A 19,934-nucleotide genomic window follows, 5' to 3' on the forward strand; every position below is an offset into this window, starting at 1 on the left:
GCCAACTCTGTTAAACTTCAGCACACCCATTATGCCCAAAGTCATGGGAAGTGCGGCAAACCTTGCCGGTTTGTTTAAGGAAAATTACGGAGACGGCATCGAGGCACCGACTGAAGCCGAACGCAACGCGGGACAAACCCTATCTGCGATCGCCCTGTACCTGCAACAAACTGCAATCTTACATTTGGTTCTAAATTTACATTTCTCAGGTAATGTCTTAATTAAAGAAACCTGAGGACAAAAAATTAGGGGCGATCGCCATCGATTTACACCGCCACCCTATTGTTCCGGCGTCTAATCCCCAAAACCCTACCCCCTTTGAGCAGACAGGGCTTACCTATGACTTTTTCAATTCTCAATCTGATTTCCTTTGCCGGAATTTTTGGATTATGTGGGATTGCCTGGATCTTTTCTGAGAACCGTAATCCCAGATATTTCCCCTGGCGAGTCGTGATCATGGGAATCTTGCTGCAACTGATTTTGGGGGCGCTTGTGTTTGCCGTACCCGGAACACGGGATATTCTCAATGGCTTTAGCAAACTGCTCGATGTGGTCTTTGCCGCTGCGGATGCGGGTGCCCGCTTTGTCTTCGGTAAAAATCTGGTTCCTCTGCCGGGGCAAGAGCCGTTCATCCTTTCACCTTTAAGTTCAGGAGCCAGTTGCGCACCGGGAAGTGCCGAAGTAATACCCGGATTTTGTGGCATTCAGTTGGGCTATATCTTTGCTATGCGGGCGTTGCCAGCGGTCATCTTCTTCTCGGGATTAATGGCACTGCTGTATAACCTGGGTGTGATCCAGGTGGTCACAAATATCTTTGCCAAGATTTTTTATACGGTCATGCGCTTGAGCGGTGCTGAAGCCTTGAGTGGTGCCGCCAATATTTTTGTGGGCATTGAAGCGGCGATCGTGGTGAAACCCTTCTTAGCCAAAATGACCCGGAGTGAGCTTTGTGCTATTCTCTCCTGTTGTTTTGGGACAGCCGCCTCTTCGACGCTGGCAATTTACGTCAGTTTCTTGCGTCCCGTCTTTCCCAATATTTTGGGACATTTAGTATCTGCGTCGATCATGGCGATTCCTGCCTGCTTTGTGTTGTCCAAAATTTTGGTGCCGGAAACTGAAGTGCCTCTGACCGCTGGTGGCATTCCCGCTGAAACAGAGCTGCAAGACTGCCCGAACGATGACGACGAATCTGCCCCCCAAGATAGTGTTGGGGGTGAACCCATGCAACGTATGAGTCCGTTAGACTCTGCGATTTTGGGTGCATTGGATGGGGTGAAAATGGCGGTGTCTATTGCGGCGGTCTTGATCTTAATCTTGGGTCTGGTGTATTTGATCAACCAGATTTTCAGCGGATTGGCAGCCTGGAAAGATCTGACAGCCGACAATGTTTACTGGATTTTTCGCCCCATTGTGTTTGTGTTTAATGGGATTGGGCAATTCTTTACCATCGTCACCCTGCAAAACATTCTAGGAGCCTTGTTTTTGCCTCTGACGGCTCTCACGGGCGTTTCTTTAGAATGGCAAGAACTGTGGCAATCTTCCATCATTATTGGCCGACGCTTATTTGAAACCGCCATCCCTCCCTATCAGGCATTAGGTGCCGCCGCCGGGTTGCCTGCCGCCGAACGAGTCATTAGCGATCGCGCCGTGTTGATCATTAGCTATGCGCTTTCCGGATTTGCCCATCTGGCATCCGTTGGCATCTTTGTCGGCGGTACCTCTGCCCTGATTCCGTCTCGCCGTAAAGATATTTCTGAACTTGGCTGGAAAGCCTTATTTGTAGGCACATTAGCCACCTATATGATCGCCTGCATTGCCGGATTGTTCTATAACCCCAATAACCCCAGCATTTTGGGTGAACCCGCAGCACCAACAGAGACAGCCCCGGCTCCCAGCCCAACCAGTTCACCCAGTCCTGCAATATCTCCCAGTGTCGTGCCAACGGCTCCCCCCCTATCTCCGACTCCTGCACCAACGGCAGCGGCTCCGACTCCTGCTACCAGTCCCTGAGACACCCCCATTCAGTACTCTTCAAACGGTATAGGCAAAAGCGCGGCAACGCCGCGCTTTTGCCTATACCCCGTCTGTTTCTAAAATCCGTGATCCTGAATCTCTCCTACAGATAAACAGCCATGAATGTTCTCGCGGTTTTAACGTTGGCGGTGGCACCGGGTCTATTTTGGCTCTGGTTCTTTTACAAGAAAGACTCATTGGAACCAGAACCCAAGCATTTGATTGTCAAAATGTTTTTTTGGGGCGTTTTGTTAGCCATTCCGGTGCTGGTGGTTCAGACCCCATTTTTGTTCTTTCTGCCGGAACTATTTTTATTTACGTTGGTTGCCCCAATTACGGAAGAACTGGGTAAATTTCTGGTGGTGCGTTGGGGTATCTATCATCACACCGAATTTGATGAACCTGTAGACGGTATTATCTACGCGGCGGCAACCGCCTTAGGGTTTGCCTCCATTGAAAATGTAGGCTACTTGTTGGGAACGTATTACGCCCCTACTGCCGCTGCTGGTGGAGAAGCAGTTTCGCCTGCTGCCGCTGTTTTGACCCTGTTTGTTGTGCGATCGCTGTTGTCGGTGCCGGGTCATGCGTTGTGGTCGAGCTTGTGGGGCTATGCCCTGGGGATTGCAAAATTTTCATTGCCAGAGAAAAGAAAGGGTATCATTCGAAATGGGCTGTTGCTCGCAATGGTGTCGCACGGATTATTCAACGGTTTGCTAGTGGTTTTCCCCCTGGCGGCAATCGGTGTATTGTTGCTGATTCCGATCGGATGGCGTATGACTTTTCATCGGATTACGCAAGCGCTGGCAGCTTCTCCCCACGCCCTAAAACCTCCCATCCGTCCTAAAGATAACTAGGGGTCTGTCCATTAAAAATTGACGGTTAAAACGGGTGATGTGCCGCGCTTCGCGCGGCACATCACCCGTCAGACAATAACCTCCCGTGTGGCAAAATTTAGTGTTTGCAACAGGGGTGAAATATCCCAGCTGACAAAAACAATTAAGGAAATTCAGCATTTAATCCGGAACAAGATACACTGAGCGTGATAATTTCTCCCATGGGTAGCCAGAATTACTGGAGAGTCAAGCATTTATGGGTTGGGACTTGAAATATGCAGCATTATGTTGTGGAGTCGTGCTTCCTGGCGGTGTGTTGAGCGTAACACCCGGTTATGCCAGTCTTGTCCCCGAAGTATCGACTTCCACCATCCAAACAACCACCGTTCAGCCGGAAGCCGTGGCTGGAGAAGATTCTGTCTCTTCTGTTGCTGGAGTCTCGGCGGCGCTGCCAGCACTTCCAGAAACAATTTCTCCGCTACAGTTCAGTTCAGGTGAATCTATTCAATCGACCAGTCCTGTTGATTCAGTTCGCCCAGTCACACCGATTGAACGGATCAGCCAAGCAACACCTCCTACTCTGCCAGACCCCAACCCTGACGATCGATTCTTACAATCCCCCTCTACCCCTCTACCCCTGCCGCCAGAAGAGCAAAGCCCACTGGCACCCCCGTTAGAATCCGCGCCCACACCCGCACCGGAATCATTGCCATCGGACGAAACAGTGCAAATTCCGGTTCAACGCATTCAGATAGTGGGTAGTACCGTATTTTCTGAAGCTGACTTTTTGCCGATAGTTCAACCCGTTGAAGGACAGTCGGTTACCCTCGAACAACTGCGCTCTGTTGCCGATCAAGTGACCCAGCTTTATCTCAATGAAGGCTATATCACCTCTAGAGCCGTATTAGTAGAGCAGGTCATCGAACAAGGGGTTGTGCAAATTCGAGTGATTGAAGGAGCGTTAGAAACGATTGAGGTGGAAGGCAATCACCGAGTTGATACCGACTATATTCGCAGTCGAATTCGTTTAGGGGGCAGAACCCCTTTGAGTCAGAGTCGCTTAGAAGACCAGTTGCGGCTTTTGCGCTTAGATCCATTGTTTGAAAATGTGGAAGCCAGTCTCAGGGCTGGAACAGGTCTAGGTCAAAGCATCTTAACCGTACGGGTTGTCGAAGCCAGTCCTTTCTTTGGAAATGTGAGTATAGACAATTACTCACCGCCTAGCGTAGGTTCAGAAAGAATGGGCGTGGGGTTGGGATATCGCAGCCCTACGGGGTTAGGGGACGAACTGTTTGCGTCTTATTATCGCTCGACGACCGGCGGTTCTAATGTGTTTGACTTTAGTTATCAGGTGCCCGTCAATGCCATGAATGGCACGATTCAATTGCGCGTTGCACCTAGCGATTACCGCATTACTGATCCTGAATTTGAAGCCTTTGATATTGAAGGAAATTCAGAGTTGTATGAGTTGAGTTTTCGCCAACCTTTAGTGCGATCGCCTCGCGAGGAATTTGCTCTCTCCGTTGGCTTCACTTACCGTAGCGGCGAAACCTTGATCAGTGGCATCCAGGTCGATCAAAGTAACACCAGCGTCTTTCGATTGGGGCAAGATTATGTCCGACGAGATCCCACAGGTGCCTGGGCAGTGCGATCGCAATTTAACATTGGCACAGGCTTGTTTGATGCCACCCAGGGAGCAGAACCCGACGGGCAATTTATCAGTTGGTTGGGGCAACTGCAACGGGTTCAGATCCTTAACCAGGATCATTTGTTGATTACCCAATTGGATGTGCAACTGACTCCCGATGCGTTACTACCCTCTCAACAATTTGTCATTGGGGGCGGGCAATCGCTGCGGGGCTATCGCCAAAATAGCCGCACAGGAGACAATGGCTTCCGCTTCTCGGTTGAAGATCGGATTGCCATCTTACGCAATGAATCGGGCACACCCATCCTTCAGGTCGCACCCTTTACCGATGTAGGGGCAGTCTGGAATGATGGCGACAATCCCAATCGCTTAGCCGACCAGACCTTCTTAGTGGGGTTGGGGTTGGGTATTCTGTGGAATCCATTACCCGGACTCAATGCCCGATTAGATTTTGCTTTACCCCTGATGGACTTAGATGACCGTGGAGAAAATGCCCAAGATAAGGCAGTTTACTTCAGCGTCAACTATCAGTTTTAGTCAACTGCATTCAAAGTCGGTGTCAGTAGGGCAACCACAAATTCTGTACCATGAGGCGGGGAGGATGAACCTCCTCAATCGTGTATCGTCCTTCATACTCAAGTTCAGCTCATGGCTAAGTTCTACTCCGAACTCGATGACTCTTTGCGGCACTTCATTACAGAGCAAAAAATCTTTTTCACAGCAACGGCTCCCACTCAGGGACGGATTAATCTTTCCCCGAAAGGAATAGATACATTCCGCTGCATTGATTCCAACACCGTTGCCTATCTGGATCTCACAGGCAGTGGCAACGAAACATCCGCCCATCTCAACGAAAACGGGCGAATCACTATCATGTTTTGCAGCTTCTCTGAAAAGCCCCTAATTTTGAGACTCTATGGCACCGGAACGGTAATTCGCCCTCATCATCCCGACTGGGCAACGTGTCATACCTGGTTTGATGGGTTACCGGGAGAGCGCCAAATTATTGTGATGCAAATCGAGTCTGTCCAAACCTCCTGTGGCTTTGGGGTACCCCTGTATGAATTCCAACATCACCGCGATCAGTTAACCGATTGGGCTAATAAAAAGGGAGAAGCGGGTATTCAAGCGTATTGGCAAGAAAAAAATCAAGTCAGTATTGATGGGTTACCGACTCGTATTTTTCCATCCCTATAGAGGTTAGTGGAGTGTTTTTGCATATTCCATTAAAAATGGAAAAAACTCCAAAAAATCAGCTTCTAATTCACCATAGTTACGGATGAGTTCTTGTTGCGATGACGCGAGATTATTGGCTCGTTTCAATCGGTATGAAATCCGGGTAAATGTTAGATCAATCCCTTCCAATGTTTTGTACGATCCTAACCAATTTTGCTCAACGATTTTAGGTAAAATCCGTTGCAAATGAGCAGGTAAATAGTGTTTTTGATCGTCTATAAGGACATAGATGCCATGAATAAAATGTTCCAAACTTTCATGGGAAAAAAGGTGCCAGTGTTTGCAAAGAAAGTGGTCGTAAGAAATATCAATAATAACGCCCGCAAAGCGTCGATGGTCTGAACCAATTCGCCGTTTGCTTCTGCGATAGATCTCATGCTGGTCGGTAAATGCATCAATGTTTCGATGAGCTTTGATGCCATTTAGAATCCCGTCGCTGTAGATTCCAGCAAGAGAGGGTAAGGGACCTTTCACCATATCTCCTAAGAGATTACCCATTCGAGAATCAATCGTTTGATCGGCTAACCGCAGATGAGCGAGATAGTTCATTGATGCACTGCATGAAAAACAATCGGCGTTGCTGATTTTGGGGATGAATGTGAACGTGAACCCTTTGGGTTCACGTTCACATTCATGCCGCTATTAATCAATGCCAAACAATCTTAAGCATGACGGTTGATTTCTTGCTGCAACCATTCATCAACGGGTTGTCCATCCCGACGACGTAATTCAATTTCTACGACTTTGACCAAACCAGATTTCGGTGGAGCGGGTTGTTCATGAAAAATAATATCGTAGGCATTTGCATCTTCGTTGCGATCGCGTAACCAATCCCTCACTTTTGTTTCAGCAAATAAGGCTTGTCCTTCATCAAACATGCGGCTAACTTGCATTTGTAGAGTGTAGGGATTTTGGCGCGCCATAGGGTATATCGAGAATGGTGGAGATAATGAAAACGAGTAGTGTGGGGCGGCTATCTAGCCTCAATGTAAGGATACGAGTTGATGGAGCCAATGCTAGTCAGGATAGATGCGTTAATCCTAGCCTAAAAGAAGATATTTCGTAATCTTGAGGAGTTGAGTAATCTTGAGGAGTTGAGTAGTCTTGAGGAGTCGAGCAGCGGGTATGGTTGCGATTAGGGCAGGTTGATTCCACCCCGTTGTAGCTGAACCAGGATTCGTTGGATACGAGACGCCAGATCCGGATCGTTCTGCATATTCGTGGTAATGGCGTTAAATTGGCTGATAGAAAGGTCATTGCTCTCAACCACCTGGATTGCCCGGTTGCAATAGTCGGTTGCAATTTGGCGAATATTGCCAGGCAGACTCGCTAAACTGTTGGGTCGATGACACGCAATGGAAGGGACTCGGTTTGTGCCCATGATGCCTTGAATTTGGCTGTAGACCTGTTGGCGCATTGGCTCGATTACCAGCACAGACTGAGCATAGCGTATCACCTCTCCGTCAGTCACATTTTGTGCCACAGCCGCGTTCCCGAAAACGATTGAGGGATTCGTGGAGGTCAGGTTAACGCTGGGAATGATTCCCGATACGACCGTTGCTGTAGACACCGCGCCGATGAGTAGCCATTGACAGAGGGAGGAGTTGGATCGTAAACGATGAAACCAAGTATCGTAGCTGGACATATGGATTTCCAATAACCTTGGAATAAACAAAATGGAGTTTTGAAATATAGCGATTCATCAATCTAGAACATTATCTGAACGCTATAGGTTTATTTACTTTGAACTATTTTAGGCGAGGTATGTTCCGGCAATGGTCTGGCAGTTTACAGCCATCCTCGCAGCCGATAGATGGCTAAGCCGATGTATTCTTTGATGGCACGGCTGAACTGATGAAGGCGATCGGCATCCGGAATGAGGTTGAGTAATAACCCCTCGGTACTACTTTGAACTTCTTCTAATTCTTGTTCGGTAATCAAAAAATCTGTGGGGGCTGCGATCGCTTTAATACCTTGCTTTTCAAAAATCTTTAAAGAGCGGGGCATATGCATGGCTGAAGTAACCAGTAGTATTTCATCGATGCCCTGGGCTTGCAGAATTTTTTTGACATTCACAGCGTTTTCGTAGGTATTCAGCGATGTCGGGTCTTGCAATAGGGCGGTTGCTGGAACACCCAGTAGCTCTGCCAGTTTTGCCATATCACCCGATTCAGACGGACCACCACCTTTCCAGGCAATGCGCCCGCCACTCAAAATGACGATTGGGGCTTTGCCCTGACGGTAGAGTTGTGCGCCATACATGACGCGATCGCCAGCTTCGGAAACATCAATCCAGGGGCGCGGCGGAATTTCAGGTTTGATCGAGCCACCCAAAATAACAATCGCATCAGCGTTGGGTAATTCTCCTTGCGGAATATTTTGCCACTCTAGCGATCGCACCAATTGATTGGTGACCCAGCCATTGCCACCAACACACAGCAAAATTAACGCAGCACTGAGGCTAGCCGCCGCCATGGCAGGACGTTTCCATAGCGTTATCAGGGCTACTACAATCAGCAAACACGATAACCCTAAGGGATAGATAAACAGTGGCAAGAGCTTAGAAAGAAATAAAAACATTGGTATTTTTAATCCGTCTGATATGAATTTTCGATAGTAACGACTTAGGGCAAGCGAGTAGAACGAAATGGGGCAATCAAATTAACTCTTACAGCCATTTTCAATGGCTTAAGCCACAGATTTTTTGTTGTGTGCCGCGCTTCGCGCGGCACACAACAAAAAATCTAAACATATCCAATCGCGAAGCGCTGTAATTGCGTGAAGTACACGTTTTAGAGCCGCGTGGAGCGCGGCTCTCTCGCTAAAACCGTGATCGATCGAGGTGCGACGTGCTATCGCTATAGAAATAAAGTGGAGAAATAAAGTTGAATAGACAGGGAATATCCTCCGTTTAAATTTAGCTCTAGATTAGGAATGATAGATGAATTGACCTGCATCATTGATTCGTTGTGGGGGCTTGGCACTGCTAAGCCCCCACAGCAAATATTGCACTGATTGAGTTTATGGTGGTGGGCAAGACTCTCAAGATCACAGATTAATTACCCTGTCATTTTGTTTGGCAGCGCGACGACGTTGCGTTGCTCCTCTCCCAAATAGAATTAGGTTTTATTCAACCTACGATCCTAAATTCATTACCTGTCGTTGAGTAAGGATTGTGGATTTAGTAAAGCCGAAGATTTATGGTTGGAAGCGCGGCGGAGCCGCGCTTCCAACAATAAACTTCCGGGTTTTAATTAATTTGTGATCCTAAGTTGGTTTTGAGGATCATAGTTGAGGATCATATTTGATATGGCAAATCTGTTACTGCCCCTGTTAGCTGAGGTTACTAAAAAAGCCAGAACAAGATTCATCAAGAAAGTTCGTCACACCCATGACGTTCAAGAGACCTTTTTGCGATCGCTTTTGCAAGCGCATCAAAATACCGTACTGGGTCAAGAATATGGCGTATCCAGCATCAAAACGATCGAGCAGTTTCGTGCCCAGGTTCCGGTTTTGCCCTATAGCAGCTATGAACCTTACATCCAACGGATTGCCCAAGGTGAAGCCGGGGTTATGACCCCCGACCCGGTGGTTTATCTCAATTTGACCAGTGGCTCGACGGGAAAACAAAAACTCATCCCGGTGACAACGCGATCGCGGCGAGCATTGGCTCATGCCAAAACTGCCAGCATGGGGTTTGCGATCGCTGCCGCAAAACGGCGAGGTAACTCCCATGGCAAAATGTTGCTCACCAGTTCGGCTCAGCTTTTAGGCTATACCAGCAGTGGCATCCCTTACGGTCCCGTCAGTGTCAGCGACTTACGCCTGTCTAACATCATTTACCAACATCTATTTGCCCACCCCTTTGAAGTCTTGCAAATTGCCGATAGTCTGGCACGTCATTACATCTGTCTCCTCTATGCGTTACGAGACGCTAATCTCAAAGTGATTGGGGCTAACTTTCCGGTCTTAGCATTGCGCCTGGGCGATTATCTAGAGCAATATGCTGAAGAGTTAATTTGGGATCTTGAAACTGGAGCGATCGCCAATTGGCTAAACCTGGAACCAACGCTGCGAGCAAAGTTAGAACGGCGATGGACAGCCCACCCTCAACGGGCTACTCAACTCCGCCATTTGCTGAAAACCGATGGACAACTGACTCCACATCGGGCATGGCAAAACCTCTCATTTATCGTCACAGCGCGGGGGGGGACTTCCAACTTCTACTTTGAGCGCTTTCCCACTTATTTTGGCGACACTCCCATCTTTGGGGGCACCTATGCTTCCGCAGAAGCCACCTTCGGGGTCTATACCGACTTCAATACAGACAGCAATGTGCTCGCCGTTGAGAGTGGCTTTTTTGAATTTATCCCGCCCGATCAATGGGACGTAGACCACCCCAAAACCTTATTGGCAACCGAGTTGCAAGCAGGACAGTATTATCGAATTTTGGTCACCAATTACAGCGGCTTTTACCGCTACGACATTGGCGATGTTGTGGAGGTCGTCGGCTTTTATGAACAGGCACCCCTTCTGGTTTTCCGCCATCGTCGCGGTGGGTTACTCTCCTCGACAACCGAAAAAACCACTGAATTTCATGCCGTCCAGGTCATGCAACTGCTACAGCGAGATTTTAATGTATTCATAGAAAATTTCTGTATCACCCTTTCTGAAGACAGTATCCCCTCTCCTTATTTAGTCAATATTGAGCTTGCGTCAGATTCTCATCTGGATGATCCACAGAAATTTTTGGAACAGTTTGACAAACGACTCAAGGAAATTCATGTTTCCTATGAGGTCAAACGACGCGATCAGGTTCCGCCGCCCCGGTTGCGTATCTTATCACCCGGAAGTTTCGCTACCGTTCGTCAACGGTTGATTCAGCAGGGTATTCCAGAATCGCACTTAAAGTTCCCCCACATCAGCGAAGATCGACAGTTTCTGGCTGGAATATCGGTAGAGCAAGAAGTTTGGCTGACGCAAAAGGAACGGCGTTGAGTCTAGATTAAAACAATAGTGTTGACGGTGAAACCTTTGGTTTCACCGTCAACACTATTGTCTTAAACATCGTGGTCGATAAACCCAATCTTATTTAAAGAAGCGACGGCAAAGCCGTCGCTTCTTTAAATAAAACTAGTACGCCAATTTAAAAGTTTTAGAGGGGTGGAGGGGGTAAAACCCCCTCTTGGGGGCTACGCCCCCATGTTGCAAAATTTCGTGTTTGCAACACTAGAAGGTCATGACTGCAATTTTTTTACCGTCCATTAGCCTCTTACTTTTTGCGACCAGACGCGGGTTGGCAAACCCCAAACATAAATGAACCCTTCGGCTGCTTTGTGGTCAAATTTGTCATCTGCACCATAGGTTGCCAAATCTGGAGTGTAGAGAGAGTTAACAGATTTACGTCCAACAACCGTCGCTGTGCCCTTAAATAAACGGACTCGCGTAATCCCTGAGACTCGTTCTTGGGTTTGCTGAATGAATGCATCAAGGGCAGTCTTAAGTGGACTGTACCAAAGACCGTTGTAAACCAGCTGCGAATAGGTTTCTTCAATCCCCCGTTTGTAATGGGTGACATCTGCGGTCAGTGCCAGACTTTCAAGCTCGCGATGGGCTTGAATCAAAACGAGTAAGGCAGGGGCTTCATAAATTTCTCGTGATTTGATCCCAACCAGGCGGTTTTCGACCATATCAATCCGCCCAACCCCATGATTGCCAACGATGTCATTGAGTTGGCTCACCAGATCAATCGGAGACAGACTAGCGCCATTGAGCGTCGTTGGAATGCCTCGTTCAAACCCGATCTCGATATACTCCGGTTCATCCGGGGTATCGGCGATCGCCTTGGTCAGCGCATAGATTTCTTCGAGCGGCTCTGTCCAGGGATCTTCCAGAGGACCTGCCTCAATACTGCGTCCCAAAAGGTTTCGGTCGATGCTATAGGGCGAAGACTTTTTCACGGGGGTAGGAATGCCAAACCGCTCACCATAGGCGATCGTTTCTTCTCGACTCATGCCCCATTCGCGAGCCGGAGCCAAAACTTTTAAATCGGGATTGAGGGCAGCAATCGAAACATCAAACCGCACCTGATCGTTTCCCTTGCCCGTGCAGCCGTGGGCAACCGCATCGGCACCATATTCTTCGGCAGCTTCGACTAACAACTTGGCAATCAATGGACGCGCCAGAGCTGTGGAAAGAGGATATCGATTTTCATACAACGCGTTCGCCTGAATCGCCGGGAACGCATAATCTTTAATAAAACTCTCTTGCGCATTTGCGACTAAAGACTGTGCCGCACCCGAATCTAAAGCCTTTTTACGAATAGGCTCCAGTTCATCTCCTTGCCCTAAATCAGCGGCGAGTGTGATCACCTCTTTCACTCCCCATTCTTCCTTGAGGTAAGGAATGCAAACAGATGTATCGACTCCACCTGAATATGCCAATATAACCTTCTCGGCGCGACCCATGACTTCTCAACCTAAGTAAACAACGTGAAGCTTATATTATGAAACCAAACCTCATAAATTCTGCTTGGGGCGCACAGGTTTATAGCAATTCTCACGGGCGTGACGTCCATGGTGTTGTGTGAGAGCCTCGCTCCGCGAGGCTCTCACACAACACCCATCATCTATCCCCTCGCATAATTGTGAAAGGGGGACTGGCTAATAGCCAGTCCCCCTTTCACAATTATATTTAATTATTTTATGAGAAAAAAATTAATCGTCAAGGCGCAGTAGCTTCCGGTAAAACCCTTGGGAGAAATCCGCAATGCGCGACCCCTTAAGGTTGAAAATGACATCAATGAGACAATCGACAAACTCAAAGTTTGCCATGGTCACCTCATAGCTCAATTCGGCATTTCCAGTAAACTGGAGACGACAACGAGTGATGTCAGCCGGTAGGGATGAGACCGTCCAGGTTGCAATAAATTGAATCCCTTCGCCCCCTTCAATTTTGCGTTCACCTTCAAAGTTACCTCTTTGGTACAAGCTAATCGCCAGAGGCAGTGCGTTGCGCTTACGCCCCTGGTAATAGGGGGCATAAACGTTGACATCACGAGGGTTTGCAGGTTGAATGTTGTCGATCGCCATGCTCAGATCGTCCTTAAAATCCTGTTGATTTAGCAAATTGGCTCAGCCATTGGAAAAGCTTGATTTCGCAGCCTAGCGGTTTTTCAGCTTTCTATTATGAATCTATAGAGTATGCCCTCTAAATAGCGTTCCTTAGCGTTTTTCGAAGAAATCTCCAAAAAGATTTATTAATTGAGTTTCCCGTCTACCTACGATGTTGGATGTATGAACAGCGATCGCATCGTGACTTATAGCCCTGCCTACACCCTGGTTCCCACCTACGAGTGTTTTAATCGTTGCTCATACTGTAATTTTCGGGTCGATCCGGGTACAGATGAATGGATGACGTTGGAGCAGGCAACCGAAAAATTGCAGTGGCTACGCTCAGAAGGCGTCAGCGAAATTCTCATTTTAAGTGGAGAAGTCCATCCCAACAGCGCTCGACGGGCAGAGTGGTTGCATCGAATTTATCACATCTGCCAGTTGGCGTTACAGATGGGTTTTTTACCCCATACCAATGTGGGCCCGCTGAGTTTTGAGGAAATGCGGTTGCTGAAATCGGGAAATGTCTCCATGGGGTTGATGTTAGAGCAAATGACCCCGGAGTTGTTGCAAACTGTGCATCGTCATGCGCCCAGTAAAGTGCCAACGTTACGGGTGCAGCAATTGCAGTGGGCAGGTGAGCTGCGTATTCCCTTTACAACCGGATTATTGCTAGGCATCGGTGAAACGGAGGCAGATTGGCAAGAAACCCTGATCGCGATCGCCCAGGTTCATCAGCGTTGGGGTCATATTCAAGAAGTGATTTTGCAACCCCACAGTCCCGGACAGCAGCAAGCGTGGCAGGGAGAGCCGTTTCAAATCGAGCAATTATTAAAGGTACTGGCGATCGCCCGTCAGCTTTTGCCGCCAGACATTACCTTACAAATTCCACCCAACCTGATAACAGAACCGTCTTTGCTGCTGGCATGTATTGCAGCGGGAGCCAGAGATCTGGGTGGCATCGGACCGAAAGACGAAGTCAACCCCGACTATCCCCATCCCACTGCCGACCAACTCAGCGCCATTTTGGCAACGGGCAATTGGCAGTTGCAGCCTCGTCTTCCCATTTATCCCCACTACGATCCCTGGCTACCGTCCCCTCTGCGAGAGACGGTGCAGCATTGGCGCGGAAAAATTGGGTAAATGTGGGTCAATATAGCAGCCGAGAGGCTGGTTGAACGGGGTGCAGGGGTTCACCCCTGGCTGGGAGCGCAGCCCCCACCTCCCCACTGTCCTAAACCATCTACTCAATTGCTATAGCGATCTTGAGTCAGTTGTGAAAGCGCCCGCCCTTCGGGCGGGCGCTTTCACAACTGATCATTTTCACCAATCAAATAGGATTGCTATATAGGATAATCCAATTGCTTTTCGTGGCAGCAGCGCCAAGCGCTGCTGCCACGAAAAGATGAAGAGGAAAGATAGTCTCCAGTCGGCTATTCTGTTCTACACCGTAGAATAGTAGAGATGCTCAGCAAAGATTCTCAAAAATACCTATGCCAGTTTTGTCGATAATTGCAGCTCTAGCGGTGTTGATCGTGGTTCATGAACTGGGGCACTTTATGGCAGCCCGACTTCAGGGAATTCATGTCAACCGCTTTTCGGTAGGTTTTGGTCCTGTTTTGTGGAAATACCAAGGTCCAGAAACCGAGTATGCAATCCGAGCAATTCCACTGGGCGGATTTGTAGGCTTTCCCGACGATGACCCGGATAGCGAAATTGCACCCGATGATCCCAATCTCTTGCGCAACCGACCCATTTTAGATCGAGCCATTGTCATTAGTGCCGGGGTCATTGCCAATTTGATCTTTGCCTATCTCGTCTTCGTCATGCAGTTTACGGCAGTTGGTATTCCCGATGGGTTTAACTATCAAGCGGGTGTGTTGATCCCAGAAGTGACCGCGCAGGATACGCCAGCCGCTCAGGCAGGCATTAAGCCGGGAGATATTATTCTGGCGGTCAATGGACAGGCATTACCGGCGGCGGATGCGGCGCGCGAAGAGTTGATGCAATTGATCCAATCCAGTCCCAACCAAACCATTGACATGACCTTGCAAAGAGGCGATCGCACCTTTGATGTCACCATCACACCCAAGGTCGATGCGGATGGCAAAGCTCGGATTGGAGTCCAACTCTTGCCCAATGGCACGTTAAAATACCGCCGACCAACGGGAGTTTTTGAGGTGTTTGGCTTAGCCGCTCAGGCATTCCAGGATATGTCCTCGAAAATTGTGGAGGGCTTTATCTCACTGATCACCCACTTTTCAGAAATGGCAGGTCAAGTTTCAGGACCCGTCGGCATCGTGGCTCAAGGTGCCAACCTTACCCGCTCAGACGCCAGCAACTTATTTCCTTTTACGGCGTTGATCAGCATTAACCTAGCAATCATCAATATCTTGCCGCTACCCGCATTGGATGGAGGGCAGCTGTTCTTTTTATTGATCGAAGCGTTGCGGGGTAAACCCTTGCCCTATCGCATTCAAGAAAATGTGATGCAGACAGGATTGTTTTTGCTGCTGGGGTTGGGCGTTTTCTTAATCGTGCGCGATACAGTGCAACTGGATATTTTTAATCGGTAGACGATAGCCATTCTCAAGGGCGTAACGTACAAGGGGTTGAGAGAGCCGCGCTCTGCGCGGCTCTCTCACGAATGTCATTTAACCAGGCGCGAAGCGCCATCACCAAATATCTGCTGGGTCTTCATCATATGGGAGTGAGTCGAAAACTCGCGGCGAAAAAGCAACGTGCCCTGGAAATTTTGCTGCGGTTAAAACGCCTTTATCCAGATGCAACCTGTTCTCTGGATTACAAGACGCCTGTGCAATTGCTTGTCGCCACCATTCTCTCGGCTCAATGCACCGATGAGCGGGTGAATAAAGTGACCCCCGAGTTATTTCGACAATTTCCGGATGCTCACGCCCTGGCAAGTGCGGAATTGATCGAGATAGAAACGCTGGTGAAATCGACAGGGTTTTATCGCAACAAGTCAAAAAATATTCAGGCGGCGTGTCACATGATTGTGACGGAGTTTGGTGGGCAAGTGCCGCAGGTGATGGAGGAGTTGCTCAAACTACCAGGCGTGGCTCGGAAAACTGCCAATGTGGTGTTGGCTCATGCTTTTGGCATTAATGCTGGGGTGACGGTTGATACTCATGTCAAACGCTTGACCAATCGCTTAGGGTTAACGGAACACACCGATCCGGTTCGGATTGAGCGAGATTTGATGGCGCTATTACCCCAGGCTGATTGGGAAAACTGGTCGATTCGACTGATCTATCATGGTCGGGCAGTCTGTATGGCTCGTAATCCGGCGTGCGATCGCTGTCTTCTGGCAGACCTTTGCCCTTCTGTTGATCTGAGCAAAATTACCCCACCACCAACACCCGAGATCATGCCGATCAAGGGCTAAGGAAACCCTGGAAAAATAATGATGTTGGTTGCGCGGGCGTCGCCCACGAAACAAAGAATCACTCCATGCATACCACGACCGAAAAATAAGCCTCTTCCCCTGGGAAATTCATAGGCAGGAGCTAACTAGACCTGTTACTATAGAGAATGCTGTTTAAACTGAAGTAACTTAAGGATTCATGGCAAAAAAGAGCATGATTGCTCGCGAAGCAAAGCGAGAAAAATTGATTGAAAAGTATGCTGAAAAGCGGGCAGAGCTAAAAGAGCAATTCCTTCATGCGACTTCGCAGCAAGAGAAGCTTGAGCTTCATCGCCAACTGCAACAATTACCCCGCAATAGCTGCGCCAATCGTCTGCGCAATCGCTGCTGGTTGACAGGTCGCCCCAGAGGCTATTACCGTGACTTTGGTCTCTCACGCCACGTTATTCGTGAGATGGCGCACCAGGGTCTGTTGCCCGGCGTAGTCAAATCCAGCTGGTAGACCGATCCCCATAGATTTGAAAATCATCCAATCCCTGATGAGGTAAGATTCTGATTGTTAAACGAACAGCATCCACTTCCATCAGGGCAAATTTTTTATAGCCTCGGAGGTCATTTTACCTACCGGGTAGTTGGTGCTTGTTGCCGCCTGTTTGATCGGGAAGAACTGCCCTGGCCCTGCTGTCGTTTGGAGTGGCATGGCAAAGAACCCAGCTGGCGAAGGATCGGCAGGCGGTTTGTTGTCGATCTAGCGTCTCGACAATCTCCCTCTTATGCGGTTGAGATTGTTGGGCATGGATCGAGTGAGTCTTTTGTCTTGACGTTATATTGGGTGCGATTGCCCAAACCTGTGCGGGAGTGGTGGTATTCGCGTAATTCCACAAACGACGAGACGGTCGCCAACTATTTGCTCTCTGATCAGCCAATGTCGTAACGGCGATGCGGCTTATATCGTGTTACGCGCTCAGAACTGGGATGATGAGTTGAAAAGCGCCGCTTTTCAACTCATCACCTAAATATTCACTGTGTTGGCAACAGTATCTGCAACCTGTTGTAAAACAGTGGGTGATGCTGATGAAACGAGGGTGGATGGATAAACCGCATTTCCCCAGGTTGGATGTTGCACGACACAGCAGCCGCTGAATTGGTTGATCGGATATCCCAGAATTGCGTGAGCGATCGCCACATCATCCAAACTTAACGACCCCGGCGTTGATAACAGGGGCAAACCCGTTTTCGGATCAAACACATCGACTAAATAACCCAGCAGCAACAGTTGCTCAGCAATGGGCATGACAAACTCAAAGAATTGTTGTCGGAGTCGGTTTTTGCCAGCTTCGCTAGAGCGGGTTCTGATTACTGAATAACACTGGCTGGGTTGAAATACAAGCAAGACAGACTGTACCGGCAATGACCAATCGGGTAGTAGTCTGTCCTGGTGATTCAAAAGATATCGATTGGGGACGTGCGCAGAATACTGCATTGATAGAAACGCTTCGAGGCGTTGAGGATTGCGGGTGCAGCCTTTCCTTATTGTCCTCAACAACGTTCCATGTCCGTTAGTCTTTGTTGAACCAATTTGGCTCACCTGAGAACCTAGAAATACAGTGCTATGCACTCACAAACCGCAGGTTCCTGAGTACCTGTTGTATAGCAACCGTCGAGACGGTTAAATAAAGAAGTTGTGTGAGAACCCGCGCGGAGCGCGGGTTCTCACACAACCTAGTACACCAACTTAAAAGTTTTAGAGGGGGTGGAGGGGGTAAAACCCCCTCTTGGGGGCGCAGCCCCCAAACCCCCATGTTGCAAAATTTGGTGTTTGCAACACTAGAATGACAGGTTAATGGATCTGATGTCTTTAGCGATTTTTTTCGCCAGCTTCAAACTTATGGGCATAGGCCTGAAGCAATGTGCTGACTTGACCTAACACATCATCTCCAGAATTTTTACCCAAAATCTGCCGTTCTGGATAGAACTCAGGGCGATTGAGGTTGTTGGCGATCGCCTCACTCACTTGTTGGGCAATTAACACTTGTAGTTCATCTTTAGCCCGACCGCGTTGATAGTCCGCCCCTTCTTCGGTCGTGGCATAGAGAGGTGGAAGACGGTTGAGGGCGTATGCCGCAATATCGCCTAAATCAAGGGTGCAGTCACTGGTCGCTTCAATTTCAGCAACACGGGCGATCGCCTCTGTCAGGACGAGTTCTTCCATGACGTTGATAAACTGCTTACGAGGAACTGCTACCACTTCACCCGTTAGCAGCGCTCCCATTAGCCGATCCAACGCCATATATTCTTCGATGGAAAGCTCAGAGGCAGTATCACAAATACGCCCAACTTCCGATTCCATTGCAGGCGTTAGATAACCGTCTTGGAGAGCTTGTTCAACAATTTTCTCAATACTCATATCGCCTTATGTACTCCAGGGCTGCATTAAAAATTGGCAAGATTGGTGTGTTCTTACTTAATCCCTCTGCTCTAGTGTGCCCTAGAATCCGGAAAAGGCAATAAATTAATTGACTGATTGTATCAAGATTTTATTCAAAGCCGTCATACCGCCAGGGCACCGGGTCAACCGACTCGCCATGCACAAATAGACCCCAGTGCAGGTTAGGGCCTGTTGCAGAGCCAGTGGCACCGAGCGCGCCGATGCGCTGATTAGCCGTGACGACATCTCCTTCTGCCACATCAATGCGGCTGAGATGAATGAAAACGCTCGTCACACCCTGCCCATGGTCGATGCCGATAGTATTGCCATGTAAGACAAACCCATCGGATTCACGCCCGACCAGCACGACCCGACCCGACGCGGGGGCAACCACTGCCGAACCCTGCCCACCTGCATAATCAACACCCTTGTGGTAATAGTCATTGGCAAAAACGCCGTTGTAATATCGCTGTACCCCATAAACGGTGGTGACTTCACCGGCATTGGGACGATCGAAGGGACCATTCCAGAACTTTTCGGGTGTTAATGTTTCTTTAAGTTGAGCAATACGACTAAATTCTAGATCGGTACCACCCGAACCACCGCCTCTCACCGTAATCCGTTGCGTTGGGAAGGAGCGATCGCGGAGTGAGACTGCCAGCGTCTGCACCTCTCCAGCCCCACTCACCCGAATATCTTTGCGACCGGGTGAGTCGAAGGGAGTAGTTGGCAGCAATGCCCGATAGCGATTATTCCCCAGTGGAAACGCCGGGGCTGTGACTTGCCCCATGACCACGCTGGGATTGTCAGACAGGGGTGTATCGGTTTGGATGATGACTGAAATGGTGTCGCCCAATTGAGGGTTTGTCGGGTGGACTTGCACCTGAAACGCCTGTGCTGGCGTTGCCAGGATAGAAATCAACGTTGCCAGCCCCAAAATGGCACTGATGAGGAAACGATGACGGCTGATAAACTGACGAACCGGGATCAGAGCGGCGATCGCGGGTGTGGGTTTTCCAGTGGTAAGCATGGGGTCGTGAGCGGATTCGGTGGGATGAGGAGCAGTCATAGACAATCAGCTGCGAATACGATCAGCTTCAAAGGGATTTTGAACAGATAGCCTAACATTCCTGGAAAAAATCTTCCAGAGGTTGTTGGTTAGATTAGACGTCAGTGCGGCTGGGTCAGGACAACAACTTCAATAAAATTCAATTTCTGCTGATACCGATCTAACGTGAAGATGTGTCTTATTCAACCCCCGGCTGCCGCCGTCCCCCTT

At 48.9% G+C, this 19,934-nt stretch carries 20 protein-coding genes; 11 read left to right on the forward strand and 9 right to left on the reverse strand.

What is annotated here, in order from left to right; all coding sequences use genetic code 11:
- Nucleotides 1-31: 31 nt before the first annotated feature.
- The 5 genes from ACR6Z4_RS22170 to ACR6Z4_RS22190 all read left to right on the forward strand — a co-directional run bounded on the left by ACR6Z4_RS22170 (nucleotide 32) and on the right by ACR6Z4_RS22190 (nucleotide 5,691).
- Nucleotides 32-235 (forward strand): hypothetical protein, encoded by a 204-nt coding sequence (locus ACR6Z4_RS22170; RefSeq protein ID WP_479719500.1) that lies wholly within the window; start codon nucleotides 32-34, stop codon nucleotides 233-235.
- A gap of 104 nt (nucleotides 236-339) precedes the next feature.
- On the forward strand, nucleotides 340-2,010 hold the full coding sequence (locus tag ACR6Z4_RS22175) for a NupC/NupG family nucleoside CNT transporter (RefSeq protein WP_479719501.1): 1,671 nt from the start codon (nucleotides 340-342) through the stop codon (nucleotides 2,008-2,010).
- Nucleotides 2,011-2,132: 122 nt separating this feature from the next.
- A complete protein-coding gene (locus ACR6Z4_RS22180; protein ID WP_479719502.1) occupies nucleotides 2,133-2,867 on the forward strand; it encodes a PrsW family intramembrane metalloprotease in 735 nt (244 codons plus the stop codon).
- Between the two features lie 235 nt (nucleotides 2,868-3,102).
- The gene (locus ACR6Z4_RS22185) at nucleotides 3,103-5,031 is read left to right on the forward strand and encodes a ShlB/FhaC/HecB family hemolysin secretion/activation protein (RefSeq protein WP_479719503.1); all 1,929 of its coding nucleotides are present in this window, start codon (nucleotides 3,103-3,105) and stop codon (nucleotides 5,029-5,031) included.
- A gap of 111 nt (nucleotides 5,032-5,142) precedes the next feature.
- Entirely contained in the window at nucleotides 5,143-5,691 is a 549-nt protein-coding gene (locus tag ACR6Z4_RS22190) for a pyridoxamine 5'-phosphate oxidase family protein (RefSeq protein ID WP_479719504.1), read from the forward strand.
- A 3-nt stretch (nucleotides 5,692-5,694) separates the two neighbouring features.
- Here the strand turns inward: ACR6Z4_RS22190 and ACR6Z4_RS22195 are convergent, their stop codons facing one another.
- From ACR6Z4_RS22195 to ACR6Z4_RS22210, 4 genes are all read right to left on the reverse strand, one after another.
- Nucleotides 5,695-6,279, reverse strand: a complete 585-nt coding sequence (locus tag ACR6Z4_RS22195; RefSeq protein ID WP_479719505.1) for an acyl carrier protein phosphodiesterase — start codon at nucleotides 6,277-6,279, stop codon at nucleotides 5,695-5,697.
- Nucleotides 6,280-6,392: 113 nt separating this feature from the next.
- Entirely contained in the window at nucleotides 6,393-6,653 is a 261-nt protein-coding gene (locus tag ACR6Z4_RS22200) for a hypothetical protein (RefSeq protein ID WP_479719506.1), read from the reverse strand.
- A 212-nt stretch (nucleotides 6,654-6,865) separates the two neighbouring features.
- On the reverse strand, nucleotides 6,866-7,375 hold the full coding sequence (locus ACR6Z4_RS22205) for a DUF4168 domain-containing protein (RefSeq protein ID WP_479719507.1): 510 nt from the start codon (nucleotides 7,373-7,375) through the stop codon (nucleotides 6,866-6,868).
- Between the two features lie 143 nt (nucleotides 7,376-7,518).
- Nucleotides 7,519-8,310, reverse strand: a complete 792-nt coding sequence (locus tag ACR6Z4_RS22210; RefSeq protein WP_479719508.1) for a YdcF family protein — start codon at nucleotides 8,308-8,310, stop codon at nucleotides 7,519-7,521.
- 729 nt (nucleotides 8,311-9,039) lie between these two features.
- Here ACR6Z4_RS22210 and ACR6Z4_RS22215 point away from each other — a divergent pair.
- Nucleotides 9,040-10,728, forward strand: coding sequence for a GH3 auxin-responsive promoter family protein (locus tag ACR6Z4_RS22215; RefSeq protein ID WP_479719509.1), 1,689 nt, complete (start codon nucleotides 9,040-9,042; stop codon nucleotides 10,726-10,728).
- A 266-nt stretch (nucleotides 10,729-10,994) separates the two neighbouring features.
- On the opposite strand, the gene ACR6Z4_RS22220 is transcribed toward ACR6Z4_RS22215, so the two are convergent.
- Both ACR6Z4_RS22220 and ebsA read right to left on the reverse strand, forming a co-directional pair.
- Nucleotides 10,995-12,197, reverse strand: coding sequence for an argininosuccinate synthase (locus tag ACR6Z4_RS22220; RefSeq protein ID WP_479719510.1), 1,203 nt, complete (start codon nucleotides 12,195-12,197; stop codon nucleotides 10,995-10,997).
- A 249-nt stretch (nucleotides 12,198-12,446) separates the two neighbouring features.
- Nucleotides 12,447-12,821: a type IV pilus biogenesis protein EbsA gene (gene ebsA / locus ACR6Z4_RS22225; RefSeq protein ID WP_479719511.1), complete on the reverse strand. Its 375-nt coding sequence runs from the start codon at nucleotides 12,819-12,821 to the stop codon at nucleotides 12,447-12,449.
- Between the two features lie 204 nt (nucleotides 12,822-13,025).
- On the opposite strand from ebsA, the gene cofG reads away from it, so the two are divergent.
- The 5 genes from cofG to ACR6Z4_RS22250 all read left to right on the forward strand — a co-directional run bounded on the left by cofG (nucleotide 13,026) and on the right by ACR6Z4_RS22250 (nucleotide 17,161).
- A complete protein-coding gene (gene cofG / locus ACR6Z4_RS22230) occupies nucleotides 13,026-13,985 on the forward strand; it encodes a 7,8-didemethyl-8-hydroxy-5-deazariboflavin synthase subunit CofG (protein ID WP_479719546.1) in 960 nt (319 codons plus the stop codon).
- Between the two features lie 350 nt (nucleotides 13,986-14,335).
- Nucleotides 14,336-15,418: an RIP metalloprotease RseP gene (gene rseP / locus ACR6Z4_RS22235; RefSeq protein WP_479719512.1), complete on the forward strand. Its 1,083-nt coding sequence runs from the start codon at nucleotides 14,336-14,338 to the stop codon at nucleotides 15,416-15,418.
- Nucleotides 15,419-15,546: 128 nt separating this feature from the next.
- Entirely contained in the window at nucleotides 15,547-16,248 is a 702-nt protein-coding gene (nth, locus tag ACR6Z4_RS22240) for an endonuclease III (protein WP_479719513.1), read from the forward strand.
- A 178-nt stretch (nucleotides 16,249-16,426) separates the two neighbouring features.
- Nucleotides 16,427-16,729 (forward strand): 30S ribosomal protein S14, encoded by a 303-nt coding sequence (rpsN, locus tag ACR6Z4_RS22245; protein WP_479719514.1) that lies wholly within the window; start codon nucleotides 16,427-16,429, stop codon nucleotides 16,727-16,729.
- A gap of 54 nt (nucleotides 16,730-16,783) precedes the next feature.
- On the forward strand, nucleotides 16,784-17,161 hold the full coding sequence (locus ACR6Z4_RS22250) for a hypothetical protein (protein WP_479719515.1): 378 nt from the start codon (nucleotides 16,784-16,786) through the stop codon (nucleotides 17,159-17,161).
- 78 nt (nucleotides 17,162-17,239) lie between these two features.
- Here the strand turns inward: ACR6Z4_RS22250 and ACR6Z4_RS22255 are convergent, their stop codons facing one another.
- The 3 genes from ACR6Z4_RS22255 to ACR6Z4_RS22265 form a co-directional block, all read right to left on the reverse strand.
- Nucleotides 17,240-17,710, reverse strand: coding sequence for a methylmalonic aciduria and homocystinuria type D protein (locus ACR6Z4_RS22255; protein ID WP_479719516.1), 471 nt, complete (start codon nucleotides 17,708-17,710; stop codon nucleotides 17,240-17,242).
- Between the two features lie 375 nt (nucleotides 17,711-18,085).
- Nucleotides 18,086-18,634 carry a late competence development ComFB family protein gene (locus ACR6Z4_RS22260; protein ID WP_479719517.1) on the reverse strand — a complete coding sequence of 183 codons (549 nt, stop codon included), beginning with the start codon at nucleotides 18,632-18,634 and terminating at the stop codon, nucleotides 18,086-18,088.
- Nucleotides 18,635-18,764: 130 nt separating this feature from the next.
- A complete protein-coding gene (locus tag ACR6Z4_RS22265) occupies nucleotides 18,765-19,724 on the reverse strand; it encodes a M23 family metallopeptidase (RefSeq protein WP_479719518.1) in 960 nt (319 codons plus the stop codon).
- Between the last annotated feature and the right edge of the window lie 210 nt (nucleotides 19,725-19,934).

The organism is Calyptranema fuscum S582 (genome assembly GCF_055793305.1).